The 14,275-nt window shown below is 70.5% G+C and carries 15 protein-coding genes; 1 reads left to right on the top strand and 14 read right to left on the bottom strand.

The features are described from left to right. Positions 1-252 precede the first annotated feature (252 nt). Positions 253-2,589, top strand: coding sequence for a hypothetical protein (locus VED21_RS33995; protein WP_324890354.1), 2,337 nt, complete (start codon positions 253-255; stop codon positions 2,587-2,589). A gap of 46 nt (positions 2,590-2,635) precedes the next feature. On the opposite strand, the gene VED21_RS33990 is transcribed toward VED21_RS33995, so the two are convergent. From VED21_RS33990 to VED21_RS33925, 14 genes are all read right to left on the bottom strand, one after another. Beyond that, entirely contained in the window at positions 2,636-3,769 is a 1,134-nt protein-coding gene (locus VED21_RS33990) for a glycosyltransferase family 4 protein (protein WP_324890353.1), read from the bottom strand. 14 nt (positions 3,770-3,783) lie between these two features. Further along, the gene (locus VED21_RS33985; RefSeq protein WP_324890352.1) at positions 3,784-4,512 is read right to left on the bottom strand and encodes an SDR family NAD(P)-dependent oxidoreductase; all 729 of its coding nucleotides are present in this window, start codon (positions 4,510-4,512) and stop codon (positions 3,784-3,786) included. After that, positions 4,500-5,756 carry an AMP-binding protein gene (locus tag VED21_RS33980; protein ID WP_324890351.1) on the bottom strand — a complete coding sequence of 419 codons (1,257 nt, stop codon included), beginning with the start codon at positions 5,754-5,756 and terminating at the stop codon, positions 4,500-4,502. Before VED21_RS33980 ends, VED21_RS33985 begins: the two co-directional genes overlap by 13 nt. Beyond that, positions 5,753-6,001 carry an acyl carrier protein gene (locus tag VED21_RS33975; protein ID WP_324890350.1) on the bottom strand — a complete coding sequence of 83 codons (249 nt, stop codon included), beginning with the start codon at positions 5,999-6,001 and terminating at the stop codon, positions 5,753-5,755. Before VED21_RS33975 ends, VED21_RS33980 begins: the two co-directional genes overlap by 4 nt. Before the next feature lie 8 nt (positions 6,002-6,009). Beyond that, the gene (locus VED21_RS33970; RefSeq protein WP_324890349.1) at positions 6,010-6,561 is read right to left on the bottom strand and encodes a GNAT family N-acetyltransferase; all 552 of its coding nucleotides are present in this window, start codon (positions 6,559-6,561) and stop codon (positions 6,010-6,012) included. Between the two features lie 4 nt (positions 6,562-6,565). Then, positions 6,566-7,381, bottom strand: a complete 816-nt coding sequence (locus VED21_RS33965; RefSeq protein ID WP_324890348.1) for an alpha/beta fold hydrolase — start codon at positions 7,379-7,381, stop codon at positions 6,566-6,568. After that, positions 7,371-8,129 (bottom strand): SDR family NAD(P)-dependent oxidoreductase, encoded by a 759-nt coding sequence (locus VED21_RS33960; protein ID WP_324890347.1) that lies wholly within the window; start codon positions 8,127-8,129, stop codon positions 7,371-7,373. Before VED21_RS33960 ends, VED21_RS33965 begins: the two co-directional genes overlap by 11 nt. A gap of 67 nt (positions 8,130-8,196) precedes the next feature. Then, positions 8,197-8,430 carry a phosphopantetheine-binding protein gene (locus VED21_RS33955; RefSeq protein ID WP_324890346.1) on the bottom strand — a complete coding sequence of 78 codons (234 nt, stop codon included), beginning with the start codon at positions 8,428-8,430 and terminating at the stop codon, positions 8,197-8,199. Positions 8,431-8,443: 13 nt separating this feature from the next. Further along, the gene (locus VED21_RS33950; protein ID WP_324890345.1) at positions 8,444-9,175 is read right to left on the bottom strand and encodes a glycosyltransferase family protein; all 732 of its coding nucleotides are present in this window, start codon (positions 9,173-9,175) and stop codon (positions 8,444-8,446) included. Beyond that, a complete protein-coding gene (pseI, locus tag VED21_RS33945) occupies positions 9,172-10,239 on the bottom strand; it encodes a pseudaminic acid synthase (RefSeq protein WP_324890344.1) in 1,068 nt (355 codons plus the stop codon). The genes VED21_RS33950 and pseI overlap by 4 nt, the downstream gene beginning before the upstream one ends. Next, entirely contained in the window at positions 10,214-11,875 is a 1,662-nt protein-coding gene (locus VED21_RS33940; RefSeq protein ID WP_324890343.1) for an SEL1-like repeat protein, read from the bottom strand. Before VED21_RS33940 ends, pseI begins: the two co-directional genes overlap by 26 nt. A 152-nt stretch (positions 11,876-12,027) precedes the next feature. Next, positions 12,028-13,068: a UDP-2,4-diacetamido-2,4,6-trideoxy-beta-L-altropyranose hydrolase gene (gene pseG, locus VED21_RS33935; RefSeq protein WP_324890342.1), complete on the bottom strand. Its 1,041-nt coding sequence runs from the start codon at positions 13,066-13,068 to the stop codon at positions 12,028-12,030. A gap of 9 nt (positions 13,069-13,077) precedes the next feature. Further along, positions 13,078-13,863, bottom strand: a complete 786-nt coding sequence (locus tag VED21_RS33930) for a hypothetical protein (protein ID WP_324890341.1) — start codon at positions 13,861-13,863, stop codon at positions 13,078-13,080. A gap of 45 nt (positions 13,864-13,908) precedes the next feature. Continuing rightward, positions 13,909-14,241 (bottom strand): hypothetical protein, encoded by a 333-nt coding sequence (locus tag VED21_RS33925; RefSeq protein WP_324890340.1) that lies wholly within the window; start codon positions 14,239-14,241, stop codon positions 13,909-13,911. Positions 14,242-14,275: the final 34 nt, after the last annotated feature.

Below are 14,275 nucleotides of genomic sequence, written 5' to 3'. Positions count from 1 at the left end.
GGCCGGCGACAGGGAGCGGCTGGAGCGCTACCGCCAGGACCTGCGCGGCCGGCTGCGGGCCTCGCCGCTGTGCGACGGCGCCGGCTTTGCCCGCCAGTTCGAGCAGACCATGCGCGCCCTGTGGCGGAACTGGTGCGCCGGAGAGACGCCTTTGTAGGCCTTGCCTGTGCGGGTTGATCCGGTGCCCGTCGGTGGGCTACCCTCGGGGGTGGGTTCCTTCGGACCCGCCAACCGGCCATCAGGAAAGAGGCCATGGCTCTTCGCCGCCCCTCCGTCACCGCGAGCGGAACCCAGGCCGCCGGAGCCTCGACCCAGGCGTCGGTTTCCGATGACGGGCGCTATGTGGTGTTCACCAGCCATGCCGCCAATCTGGTCGAGGGCGACACCAATTCCCGTAGCGACATCTTCCTGACCGATACGGAAACCGGCATCGTTGCCCGGGTATCCGTCGATTCCGGCGGCGTGGAGGCCAACAACCTGTCGCTCAACGCCCGCATCGCCGGCAACGGCGGATACGTGGTGTTTCAGAGCCTGGCCGCCAATCTGGTGGAGGGTGACACCAACCGGACCCACGACGTTTTCCTCAAGGACCTGACGACCGGCGTCACGACGCGGGTGTCGGTCAATGCCTCCGGCGAGGAGGCCGACGGCTGGTGCATCAACCCGGCGGTATCGGCCGATGGCCGCTACGTCGTGTTTGAAAGTGCCGCCGCCAATCTGGTGAGCGGCGACGGCAACCGGCAACCCGACCTTTTCCTGCGCGACACCCTGGCCGGCACCACCGTCCGGGTGACCAACGGCATCGGCGGCTCCCAGCCCAACGGGCCGTCGTCCCGGCCGGTCATCTCCGACGACGGCCGCTACGTCGCCTTCACCAGCGCCGCCGCCAATCTCGTGGCGGGCGACACCAACGGGCAGGTGGACGTTTTCGTCTACGACACGCGGACCCGCGCCCTCCGGCGCGTCTCGGTGGACAGCGACGGCGCCCAGGCGCGGGGCATGTCGTACGAGGCCGCCATCTCGGGCAACGGCCGCTACGTCGCCTTCACCAGCACCGCCTCCAACCTGGTGCCCGAGGAGGACGGCGGCGACCGCAACAAGGCCCCGGACGTCTTCATTCACGACCTTTATACCCGCGCCACCACCCGGGTTGCCCTGGGCACCGAACCCAACGACTGGGCGGGGGCTCCCTCCTTGTCCGACAACGGGCGCCTCATCGCCTTCCAGAGCCTGGCGACCAACCTGATCAGCGAGGACACGGCCGGGCGCTGGACGGTGTTCGTGCGCGACCTCCAGGGCAACACGCTCACCCGCGTCTCCGCCGGCCCCTACAGCGCCGCCTTCCCGCCCGATGGCGCCAGCACCGCGACCATGCTGGCCGGCGATGGCCGCTCCATCGTGTTCGAGAGTTCGGCGACCAACATCATCGACCAGGACACCAACCGCGTCTCGGACATCTTCCTCGCCGCCCTGGCCTCGTCGTCCTCGACCGCCGTCACCACGCCGACGAGCGGTTCGGATGACGTGACCGGCACCGGAGCGGCCGAGAGCATCGACGGCGGTACCGGCGACGACACCATCACCGGCCTGGACGGGGCCGATACCCTGTTCGGCAACGATGGTATCGATCTCCTGATCGGCGAGGAGGACAACGACGTTCTCGACGGCGGCGGCGGCGGCGACACCCTCGACGGCGGCTCGGGCGACGACACTCTGGTCGGCGGCGACGGCAACGACAGCCTCGACGGCGGCTTCGGCGACGACATCCTGATCGGCGGCACCGGCAACGACACCCTGGTCGGCGGCGACGGCAGCGATACGGCCTATTATGGTACCGCCACGCTGGCCCTGACCTTGTCCCTGGCCACGGCCGCGGCGCAAACCATCGCCGGCGGCGACGGCTTCGACACCTTCCTGGAGGTGGAGAATCTGGTCGGCGGGAGCGGCGGCGACCGGCTGACCGGGGACGGCGGCGACAACATGCTCAACGGCGGCGATGGCAACGACACCCTGACGGGCGGCGCCGGCAACGACGCCCTGACCGGCGGTGCGGGCAATGACCGTCTGGTCGGCGGCGCGGGCGACGACATCTATTATATCGACAGCGTGCGCGACGCAGTGGTGGAGGCGTCGGGCCAGGGCGTGGATACCATCATCGCCGACTTCACCCTGACGCTGCCCACCAATGTCGAGAGCCTGATCCTGGGCGGCACGACGGTGGCGCACGGCATCGGCAACGGCCTCGGCAACCGGCTGACCGGGAACGAGGCGGAGAACAGCCTGAACGGCGGGGCCGGTAACGACACCCTGAGCGGCGGGGCGGGCGACGACACCCTGACCGGCGGGGCCGGGGCCGACGTCTTCATGTTCGGGGATGCCGGCGGGACCGACATCATCACCGATTTCGCCGACACCGGGAAAACGACGGACGACCGGATCAACATGACGGCGGCGGGCATCACCGCCCTTGCGGACCTGACGATCGCCGACAGCGACGGCAACGCGATGATCTGGTTCGCCGGCACCTCCATCCGCCTGACCGGCACGAAGGCGGCCTCGCTCGGCGCCGACGATTTTATTTTCGGGTGATGCGTTTCGCCCCCTCATCGGAATTGGGTACAAGGGGCACCCGCGATCACAACCGGCACGCCTCCAGCAGGCGGTCGACAACCCGCGCCCAGGAGTAACGCTCCGCCACCCAGGCCGGGCCGACGGAGGCGGCGCGTTCGCGCCATGCCGCGTCCTCGATCGCCCGCGCTGTCAGCGCGGTCAGGTGGCCGGGGTCGATCAGCAGCACGCGGCCGCCGTCCGGCAGGCGCTGGACGCGGCTGTCGATGCGCAACGCCGCCTCGGGATGGAGGAAATCATCGGTCGGGCCGCCGCCGGTGCAGATCACCGGCAGGCCGCAGGCCATCGCCTCCAGCACCGGCATGTTGAAGCCTTCCGCCGAGTAGGGAGCGATGTAGGCGTCGGCCGCCCGATACAGCATCGCCATGTCGGCGAAGGGGACCGGCCCGCCGTTGTAGAGGATGCGGCCGTCGAGCCGGGCGCGCTCCGCCGGGGTCAGCACGCTCAGGCTTTCCTGCAGCCCTTCCTGCGAGCGGTAGGTGTGGTCCGCCCCCTTGAGGAACAGCAGGATATCGGGATGCTCGGGCACCAGCGCCGCCAGCGTCCGGCCGATATGGTAAATGCCCTTGTTGCCCGACATGGCGCCGACGTTGAGGAAGACGAACTTCCCCTCCCAGCCCAGCACCTGGCGCGCCCGGCGCCGGTAGTCCGGATCGGCGGGGCGGAAGCGGTCGGTATCGACGCCGTGGGGGACCACGGCGACACGTTCCGGGTCGGCGCCGGCGGCCGCCAGCCCCGCCTTGGACCACGAGGACGGGGTGATGATCAGGGCGCCGCTGTCCCGATGGGCCTCGGCCAGGAGGCGGCCGCCCACGATCATGTCGGCGGGAAACTGGCCGGCGTCCGAGGTCGCGAACACCACCAGCCGGCGGGCGTCGGTGGGGGAGAAGTCGTAGGGGATGGCCAGGCGCAGGCAGACGTCGGCGGCGAACCCCTCGGGCGGCGGATGGACGGCGTTGAGGATGGCCTCCTCGGCGGTCGAGAACAGCCCGGCCATCGGCCGCCACGAGGCGCCGTAGTAAGGACGGTCGCGATGATGGACGAGGATGTCCGGCCGCCGCGCCAGTTCCAGCAGGTGGAAGTGGTTGACCACGCAGAAGGAATGCAGCGTGTGGCGCCAGCCTTCGATGACGAGCTTCATGGGGCCGCCTTTGCTCAGCCGGTGATGCCGCCGTCCACCACCAGGGTCTGGCCGGTGATGAAGGCGGCGGCGTCGGACAGCAGGAAGCGCACCACCGGCTCCACGTCGGCGGCAGTGCCCAGCCGGCCGAGCGGCGTGCGGCGGACGATCTGGCGGCGCTGCTCGGCCGACAGCGTGCCCGACATCTCGGTGTCGAGATAGCCCGGGGCGACCGAATTGACGGTGATACCGCGCCGCCCGACCTCGCGGGCCAGCGCGCGGGTCAGCCCGTCCAGCCCGGCCTTGGAGGCGGAATAGGCGGCAAGGCCGGTGTAGCCGCGCAGGCCGATGATCGAGGAGATGTTGACGATCCGCCCCGCCCCGCCCTGGCGCAGCAGGTGGCGCAGCACGGTGCGGGCGGTCTGGATGGCCCCCACCAGATTGGTCTGGATCACCGCCGCCGTCTCGGCGTCGGGGAAGGTGGCGAGGATGCCTTCGCGCGCGATGCCGGCGTTGTTGACGAGGCCCCAAAGTGTCGCTCCACCCTCGACTCCCCAGGTCGCCGCCGCTTCGACGAAGCGGATAACGCTGTCGCCGTCGGTCATGTCGGCGGCCTGCCAGAACAGGCGGGGACCGTGCAGGTGTTGAAGTTCATCCGACGGGCGGCGGCTGCATGTCGAGACCCAATAGCCTTCGGCCAGCAACCCTTCCACCAGGCCCAGGCCCAGGCCCCGGCTGCCGCCGGTAACGATTACGTGGCGCATGGCGCGTTTCCCCGTTGCTTCTTGCCCGATGCCGACAGATCGATGCCCGTCACCACGTCGATCCGGCGCGGCCGGAAGGCGGGCGGCAGAAGCCCCAACGCCGCGCGCAGCGCCGCCCGCACCGCCGCCTCGTCCGTTCCCGGCACCAAAGCCACCTCGGCGGTCAGGATATGGCCGGTGACCGGGCTGGGCGACGCCCGCACCAGCGCGTCGGCCACGCCGGGCACCGCCAGCAGCGCGGTTTCCACCACTTCCGGCGCCACCTTGACGCCGCCGACGTTGATCACGCCGTCGGCCCGGCCGGCGAACAGCACCCGGTCGCCTTCCACCGTCACCCGGTCGCCGGTGGCCAGCCAGCCGTCCTCGGCCAGCGGCTTCGACATTCCGCCGACATAATCGAGCATGCCCCGGGGGCTGCGGATGTCCAGCAGCCCGTCGCGGATGCGCAGGCTCACGCCGTCCACCCCGCTGTCCAGCCATGCCGCTGGAAAACCGGCCCGGCCATCGGTGACCGAGAACGCCGCCCCGGCCTCGGTGGAGGCGTAGAGATGGCGGATTTTGGCGGCGGGGAAGGCGGCGGCCAGCCGGTCGAGGGTGGCCTGATCGGCCGCCTCGCCGCCCAGGGTGATGGAGGCGAGCGGCGGGGGCGGGGCGGGGGCGGCCATCAGGAAGGCCCGCCAGAAGCTGGGCGTGCCGCTGGCGTGGGTGACGGCGTGCGCCCCGGCGCCCACAGCCAGGGTGGCGGCATCCGCGCCGGGCAGAGCCACCAGGGTGGCGCCGGAGAGCAGCGCCGTCAGGATCACCTGAAGCCCGGCGAATCCGGCGGGATCGAAGGTCAGGAGCCAGCGGGCGTCCGGCGCCGTGCGGCGCAGCCGGCCGGTCAGGCGGGTAAGGTCGTGGCGGGCCAGCTTGGGCGTGCCGGTGGTGCCGGAAGTGGCCAGCAGCAGGGAAAAGCCGGGGAGCGGAGCTGTTCCCCGACCCTCGACCGCGCCGTCGGGATGGATGACCGCCTGGGCGCTCGGTTCGAGGTCCGGGCGACACGGAAAAACTTCGATACCGCACCGCTCGGCGGCGATCAGGGCGCCGATCAAAGTAGCGACCGAGCCCGGCGCCACCGCGGCGCGACCGCCGGCATGGGCCAGTTCCGGCGTCAGACGGTCGGCCAGGGCGAGCAGATGGCCCCATGGAATCGTCGCCCCTCCCTCGACCAGCCGGAAGCGCGGGTCGGGCCGGAACGCCGTCATGGGGCGTGAAGGGGGGCATAAAGGGCCGCCAGCTCGCCCACGGTGCGGAACTGGCGCAGCCCCTCGCGGAAGGGATCGCGGCCGGTCTTCTGTTCCAGCACCACCACCAGCGTGGCGAGATCCAAGGAATCGAAGGGCAGATCACCATCGAGGAAGGCGGTGTCCGATCCAAGCGAAGGAACGGTTTCGCCTTTGTCTTCGATGATGCGGGCGGCCTCAGCGATGACCAGCTCCAACGGTGTCATGGTGGTTCTCATTCCTCGAAGGCGGCGAGCGTGTGTTCGACGGGAAAAAGACGCGGTCGGGCTTCCCATTCCTCGCACAGCATCTCGAACACGGTGACATCGTGCCAGCGGCCGTATTTGTGGATGTGCTGGCGGAAGACTCCGACTTCACGGAATCTCAGAAGTCTTTGCAGCCGGATCACCTTGTCGTTGCCTTCGAGGAAGGTATTGACCAGCTTGTGCATCGTCATCCCGAAGAAGCAATAGTCGAGGATGAACGGGTAGAGAAAGCCCGCGAGTCGGCGGACCCTCGAAGAATCGGTCAGATACGAGCCCGAGGAACACCGCCGGTGGGTCCGGTCGATCTCGGCGTAATTCAGATAGCCGGCCGGCTCGCCCTCCGCCTCAATGATGAAGTGCTTGAAATCATTGCGTGTTTCGCACGCCTTGAGCCAGTCGCGCTGGCGGTCGAGGTCCTGCGTCATATCGGTGTACATATAACGGGTGATGTCGGGCCGGGTGCGCCAGTCGAGCAGGAGGGGGGCATCTTCGAGGGTAGGCCGACGAAAGCGGAACGGCATGGAATCACCCCTCCCCGGCTTGCGCGAAGAAGGTGCCGAGCAACCCGTTGACCCGGCTGGCCGCCTCCAGATGCGGCAGGTGGCCGACACTCTGCAAAAGATGGAAAGGCGCGAGGGCGGGCCGACACTCCGGCGGCGGCACCGGGATCACCGTGTCCTCGGCCCCCCAGATGAGCTGGAGCGGGCAGGCCAGCCGGTCGAGGTCGGGGCCGGGCGGCGGGGCGGCAAAGGACGCCTCCAGGATCGCCGCCAGCGGTTCGCGGAACCCCGGCACCGTCAGCCGGGCGACAAGGCCCCGGGCCAGCACGGCGGCATACGGCGTCGGCCGCGCGAACAGCCGGGCGACGCACGCCTCGGCCTCCTGCGGTTCGCGCACGGCGAGCAGGCGGCGCAGGAAGGCCAGATCGAAACCGGCATAGATGCCGGCCGGCGCCAGCAGCGACAGGCTGGCCGCCCGCTCGGGCGCCTGGATGGCCAGTTCCAGCGCCACCCGGCCACCCATGGAGTGGCCGACGAGATGGACGCGCTCCAGGCCCAGGGCGTCCAGCACCCGCACCAGCCACGGGGCGAAGGCGCGCACGTCGCCGCCCGCGACGTCGGGGGTCGAGACGCCATGGCCGGGCAGGTCGATGGCGATGACACGGCGCCGGTGGGACAGTGCCGTCATATTGAACTGCCAGGAGGTGAGGTCGCCGGCAAAACCATGCACCAGCACCGCCGGCACCCCGGCACCGTCGCCCAGCGCCAGCCAGCCGGCCGGGCCGCCGGCCAGGTCGAGTTTGTGCCGGCGCAGGCGCAGGGTCAGGTGCTCAGCGGACAAGATGGCCCCCGTCCACCGGCAGGGTGACGCCGGTAATCCACCGGCTGGCGTCGGACAGCAGGAAGGCGACGGCGTTGGCGACGTCTTCGGGCTTACCCAGGCCCAGCGGATGGCGGTCGACGATAGCCTGGAACTGCTCGGCCGTGGTGGTGGCGCGGAACCGCTCGGTCATCTCGGTTTCGACGAGGCCAGGGGCGACGGCGTTGACGCGCAGCCCGTCGCGCAGCAGTTCCATGGCGAGCGAGCGCACCGCCGAGATCAGCCCGCCCTTGGAGGCGGCGTAGACCGCGTTGCCGGGCTGGCCGACCCACGCCGCCACCGAGGCGACGTAGACCAGCGCGCCGGCGTCGCCATGGCAGCCCTTCTGCCGCAGGCCGCGCGCCAGGGCCAGGGCGCTGGCGAGGTTGACGTGCAGGATCTGGTCGAAGAAGGCGAGATCGACGCCGCGCACCGGCTTGGACACCTGCAACCCGGCGCAATGCGCCAGCCCGCCGAACGGGCCGTGCGATGTCGCCAGCTCCTTGATCCAGGCCGGGATGGCGTCGATGTCGGCGAGGTCGAAGGCGGCCATCCGATGACCATCCCCCGCCAGCTCGGCCAGGGTGTCGGCCAATCGGGTCTCGTCGCGCCCGGTCAGCGTCACCCGCGCGCCCAGCCGCGACAGCAGCACGGCCGTCGCCCGGCCGATCCCGGCGGACGCGCCGGTGACCAGCACATGGCGGCCGGTGAGGTGCATGGGGGTTTGCATGGGTGGGCCTGCTCTTAAGTCGTCATGCGCGGGTCAAGCCCGGCCATGACGAAGGGAGGGCGAGGAATCACGCCGTCTCGGCTACGCCCGCCAGTTCCAGCAGGTCGGCGATGGTCGCCGCCTTGGCCAGCTTTTCGCCCGCCACCACGGTGCCGAACGTCTCGTCCACCAGGGCGATGAAGCTGATCACCGCCAGCGAATCCCAGGATTCCAGCGCCTCCAGGACCTCGTCGCCCTTCAGGGTGCCGGGGTCCAGTTCCAGCAGCTCGTCCAGCGCCCGCAAAAATTCCGGCCGGTTCATGGCACTCTCCTCGTCAATGTCCGACATCCTTCTGGGCGACGGCGCGGTTGATCGCCGTCCACTCGGGATGATCGTCCAAAACCTTGCAAACGTCCTGCCAGCCAAAACCGGGCGGCAGCACCGCCAACAGGCGCCGGACCAGTTCCAGGTCGGCCGGCTCGTCCACGCACCAGCGCTCACCGCCGTGGCGGGCCGGCGCCCCTTCCCGGAAAGAGGCCAAGCGGAAGCGATCGGGACGGCGATAGAGGTAAGGGGTGACGTGCTCGCGCTCGGCCGGATCGGTGGCGTGCGATTCCGCCTCGATCAGGGCGGCGCGGGTGAACACCTCGGTATCGAGGCCGCGCGGGAACAGCGACACGTCGAGATGCGCGTAGTCCACCGCCTGGGCGAGGAAGAAGCCGACCACGGCGTCCACCAGGGCGGGATCGATCAGCGGGCAGTCGGCCGTTACCCGGACCACGATCTCGGCCCGGTCCAGCGCCGCCGCCCCGGCGAAGCGGTCCAGCACGTCGTGCTCGGAGCCCCGGAAAACCGTCACGCCCAGGCTGTCGGCCAGGGCCGCCACCGGATCATCGATGGTGCCGTCGGAGGTCGCCAACACCACCGCATCGATGCGCCGGCAGCGGCGGAGCCGGTCGAGGTGGTGGGCCAGCAGCGGCCGTCCCGCCGCGTCCATCAGCACCTTGCCGGGCAGGCGGGTGGATGCCATCCGCGCCTGCGACACGCAGAGGACGCGCCGGTTCATGCCGTCACCTCCCAGCAAAGCGGTTCGCCGCGTTTGATGGCGCGGGCGGCGCGGCGTGCCAGCACCGCCGGCAAGTGCTTGGGCGCAAGGCCGAAGCCCGGGCGGATCGAGCGGACGTTGGCCATCGTGAACGCCTCTCCCGCCGCGATGTCGGCGACGGCGTAGAGCGAACGGCGGTAGGAGCGCCCGCCGGCCTCGCTGGGCTTCACGCCGTAGTTTACCCGGCCCACAGCCTTCCAGGCGGCGCGGCAGGCCTCGGCCATGGCGCGGAACTCGCCCGGCTCCAGTGAGAAGGCGGCGTCCACCCCGCCGTCGGCGCGCGACAGGCACAGGTGCTTTTCAACCAGCGCCGCCCCCAGCGCCACGGCGGCCACCGGCACCGCCAGCCCCTGCGTGTGGTCGGACAGCCCGGCGGGCACCCCGAAGGCGGCGGCCAGATGCGGCAGGGTGGCGAGGTTGGCGTCCTCCGGCGGGGTGGGATAGCCGGAGACGCAGTGCAGCAGGATCAGCTCGTCGGCCCCGCCGTCGCGGGCGGCGGCCACCGCTTCGTCGATCTCGCCCAGCGTGGCAAGCCCGGTGGACAGGATCAGCGGTTTGCCGGTGGCGGCGGCGCGGCGGATCAGGCCCAGGTCCACCAGCTCGAACGAGGCGATCTTGTAGGCCGGGGCGCCCAGGCTCTCCAGCAGGTCCACCGCCGTGGCGTCGAACGGCGCGCTGAACACGGCAAGGCCCAGCGACCGGGCGTGGGCGAACAGCGCCGGGTGCCAATCCCACGGCGTGTGGGCCTCGCGGTAGAGGTCGTGCAGGGTGCGGCCGCGCCACAGGCCGCCTTCCAGAAGGAAGCCGGGGCCGTCGTGGTCCAGGGTCAGGGTGTCGGCGGTGTAGGTCTGGAGCTTGACGGCGTCGGCGCCGGCCGCCTTGGCGGCGTCGATCAGCGCCAGCGCGCGGGCCAGCTCGCCGCCGTGATTGCCCGACAGCTCGGCCACCAGGAACGGCGGGTGGCCGGGGCCGATCGGGCGGCCGTCCAGGCCGACCGGCTTAAGGATGCCCGGCACCGTCGCCATGCGGGGGCCCCTCCCCGGCCGGGACCTGAACCTGAACCTGGGCCTGGGCCTGGGCGGCATCCTCGGGCGCGCCGGGGAGTTCGCCGGAGGCGTGGAAGCGCTCGACCAGACGGCCGGCGGCCTCGACTTCCTCGGGCTCCATCATGGTCGCCAGCTCATCGACCTGGGCCAGCCCGCGGGAGCGCTCGGCCCCCTCGGGCAGCCGTTCGATCATCAAGGTGAACCACATGTGCGCCTGGACGAGGTCCTTGGGCACCACGGTGCCGGCCTTGTAGATCTCGCCCAGCGCCGCCATCGCCAGCGCGTGGCCGTTGCGGGCGGCGCGGCGGTACCAGGACAGGGACTCGGTGGAATCGCGCTCCACGCCCAGGCCGCGGATGTAGACCTGCGCCAGCGCGAATTCGGCCTGGACGTAGCGGTGCTCGGCGGCCTTCTTGAACCAGACGACGGCTTCCGCCGGGTTCGCCGCGACCCCCCAGCCCTTGGAGTGGCACAGGGCCAGATTGTACTGGGCGTTGGCCATCCCCTGCTCGGCCGCCTTCTTCATCCAGGCGAAGGCATCCTCCAGGTCCTTCGGCACGCCGCGGCCCTCGGTGTAAAGCTGGGCGATGCTGAGCTGGGAGTCGGCGTGGCCAAGCTCGGCGCCACGGCGCAACCACTGGGCCGCCTCCGCCGGATCGGCCGGCACGCCCTGGCCGTTCAGATACATCTGCCCCAGGTACCAATGGGCCGGTCCGTGCCCCTGTTCGGCGGCCCGGCGCAGCCACGCCTGGGCCTCGCCGAGGTCCTGGGGGGCGCCCTGGCCGCGCGAGTACATCAAAGCGACGTTCATCTGGGCGTTGACGTTGCCCTGGTCGGCGACTTTCAGGAACCACGTCAGCGCCTCGGCGTGGTCCTGCTCCACGCCCAAACCGTTGGCGTAGAGGATGGCCAGATTGAACTGGGCGTTGGCGTTGTCCTGCTCGGCCGCCTTGCGGTACCAGACCGCCGCCTGGGCGGGGTCCGGGGTCAGGCCGTACCCGAAGTGGTGGATGAGGGCCAGGCTGAACTGGGCGGCGGGGTTGCCCTGTTCGGCGGCGCGGCGGAACCAGCCGGCGGCGGCCTCGATGTCCTTCGCCACGCCCTGGCCCTGGCTGTAGAGTTGGCCCAGGCTGAACTGGGCCTGCGCGTGTCCGCCCTCGGCCGCCTGATGGAGCCACTTCAGCCCGCCCTCGGGGTCCTTGGGCACGCCCAGGCCGCTGGGGTACAAAAGATCAAGATTGGCGCGGGCCACCGCCTTGTTGGCCTCCAGCGCCGCCTGATGCCAGCGCAGCTGGAAGGTGCCGGCGGGCAGGGCGCCCTGGCCGGTCAGCAGGATCATGGCCAGCTGGTGCTGGGCCTCCAGGTGGCCCTGCTCGGCCGCCTTGCGATACCAGGCGGCGGCGTCGGCCATGTCGCGCAGCACCTTCTGGCCCGAGGCGTAGATCATGCCGAGCTGGTACTGGGCCTCGGCATCGCCTTGCATCGCCTGCGGCAGCAGCTCATGCAGGAGAGCATGGCTTTGGACGTTCCCGTCGTCGGTCGCGCCGTCGCTTCCCTTGCCGCGGTTGGGCAACGTGGACGACAGACGACGCTTCAGATCTCTGAACAGGGACATGGGGGCAACCAGACTCACGTGAACGGTTCGGTTTTCGTGAATTAGCACGCCGGCCTCGCGAGGTCCAAGCCGGCCGGCGTCCGCTTTGGCCCAGGGCGCGAAAATGACCGCCCCGGCGTGACATCGCCGGGACAATTGCCGCCCGCCTCCAATCAAGGTGCCAGCGCCCGGGCGACGCGCTCGGCCCCCTGCCCGTCAACCCGGCCGCCCAGCCGCGCGGCCATCGCGACGCGCGTCGGCGGGGCGCGCCACAGGGCCAGCGCCTGGGCGGCGATGCGCCCGGCGGCGCGTGACGGATCGTCGCCGCGGGCGTCGATCATCCGGCACCAGCCCTGGCCGGCGGCTTCCATCGCCGCCGGCGCCTGGTTGTCGGCGACCACGACGACAAGCGGCGGGACGCCGATCGCCGCCAGCTCGCCGATGGTGCCGCCGCCGGCCGACACCGCCAGACCGCAGCGCGCCATCAGCGCGCCCATGTCGGGGGTATCGTGGTGGGCCTCGACGCGGTCGCCCAGCGCGACGGCGCGCGCCAGCACCGCGCCGGCCCGCGGGTCGGAGCCGCCGACGACGAGGAGGAGCCGCTCACCCTCGGCCAGTTCCGGGGCGAGGCGTTCCAGGCAAGGCAGGGTAAGTCCCAACGGGTCGGAGCCGCCGAAGCTCAGGAGCAGGGCCCGGCGCTCCGGCAGCGGCGGGGCCGGCGATCGCGCGGCCCGGCGGATGTCGCGCCTCAGCGGCAGGCAGTTCGGCCCCAGGAGAAGCCGTGCCCCCGGCGCCAGCCGGTGGTACGGCAGGGCGGCGGCATGGAGCGAGGGATTGACCACCACGTCGGCGTGAAGCGGCGTCGCGCCCAGGTCGTCGAAGGTTGCCATCCGCCGGCCGCCTCCGGCCCGCAGCGCCGCGCGGAATGCCTCGTCGAAGTGATAGCCGTCGATCACCACAGTGGCGGCTTCCAGCCCGGACGCCAAGGCCAGGGTGCGGCCGGCGTCGGCGGCGGAGCCGGCGGGGGCGTCGATCCGGTGAGACGGGAAGCCGGCGGCGGCCAGCCGCGCTTCCAGCGTCGCCGTCAGCGCGACGGCGGCGAAGCGGGCGGCGTGGCCCAGATCGGCCAGCGCCTCGGCCACGGCCAAGCAGCGCATGACGTGACCGGTGCCCATCACCGGGTCGGCGTCGGCGCGGAACAGGACCAGGGCCATGGGGGAGGCTCAGGAGAGCAGGTTGACTCTGCCGCCCTTGATCGAGCCGAGATTGCGGACACCGAAAATCGAGCCGCCGCCCATCGCGTTCTGCAGCTTTTGCGTGGCCGACGTGCCGATAGGGTCCAGGTTGTTGATGGTGTTGACCGAGGTGTTCAGCATGTCCTGCAATCCCTGCTGGGCGGCGGAGCTGTTGGGCAGGCCGTCGCCGGGCCGGGGGGCCTTGGCCACCGTATCGAAGTCCTGGGTGTAGTTCCCCATCCGGACCTGCAGCGCGTAGTTCAGCCCCTTCTTGTCGTCCACGCCTTTTTGGCGGGAGACGCGCAGGACATAGTCGCCGGGGCTCACCTCGTACGCGCCGTCCTTCATCTTCTTGTAGGCGTCGTTGAGCGAGCCGGCGTCCTCGTTGCTGTCGGCGATGACGACGCCGGTCCTGGTCATGACCTGGACGCGAAGCCCCTCGTCGCCGACCTGGCCCAGGCTGAGGTCGCCCCGGTTGACCGCCTTGAACTTGTAGAAGTCGGCCGCGTCCTTGGCCGCCAGCGAACTGACCGCGTTGAGGCGGCTTTTGTTCTTGACCAGGATGCCGATGTCGGTGGCAGCGCCGGGCGTGTTGAAGGGCGACTTGCGGACGTCCTTGCGGAATTCCTGGACCTCGGGGGCCTTGGCGGCCTGATCGGTGCCCTTGTCCTTCGTCACGCTGCTGATGGCCGCGTTGATGGAGTTCTGCAGGCTGCCGACGCTCGACAGCATGGACCCGGCGCTGGGCGCTGACGAAATGCTGTCCGTAGCCATGGCCGAGGTCCCTCAAAGTCCAGCGGTCACAAGGATACGCCGGTTTCATCCGGTATGGTCAGCAAATTCCATGCCCGGGCGGAAAATCGTCGCGCCACGCGCCTTTCGATTCGTCCGGAAGGTGCATCGGATGGCCTGACCCGCGTGGCGGGCGCGACCGGCTCCGGAGAGCGGCGAACCAGGGCGAGTATCCGGATTATTCCCGCGCCCGTCGCGCAACCCGGCAAACCGTGCCTCCCGCCCGGTATTTTTTGCCGGGAGGTGGGCATTTTTTTCCGGGTATTGAGCGGGTATGAGAAGCCGATCCTTGTGGGTTACCGAAGTTGTTTCGCGGCGTGGTTTTTGCTTGTATGAGTTTGACGCAGGTTTGTCGGTCATGCGCCGGCATCCTCTGGTAAAGGTAGCCTCAGAA

Origin of the sequence: Azospirillum sp., assembly GCF_035627195.1 — a bacterium.
Classification (GTDB): Bacteria; Pseudomonadota; Alphaproteobacteria; order Azospirillales; family Azospirillaceae; genus Azospirillum.
This window is presented reverse-complemented; position numbering and strand designations above follow the sequence as displayed.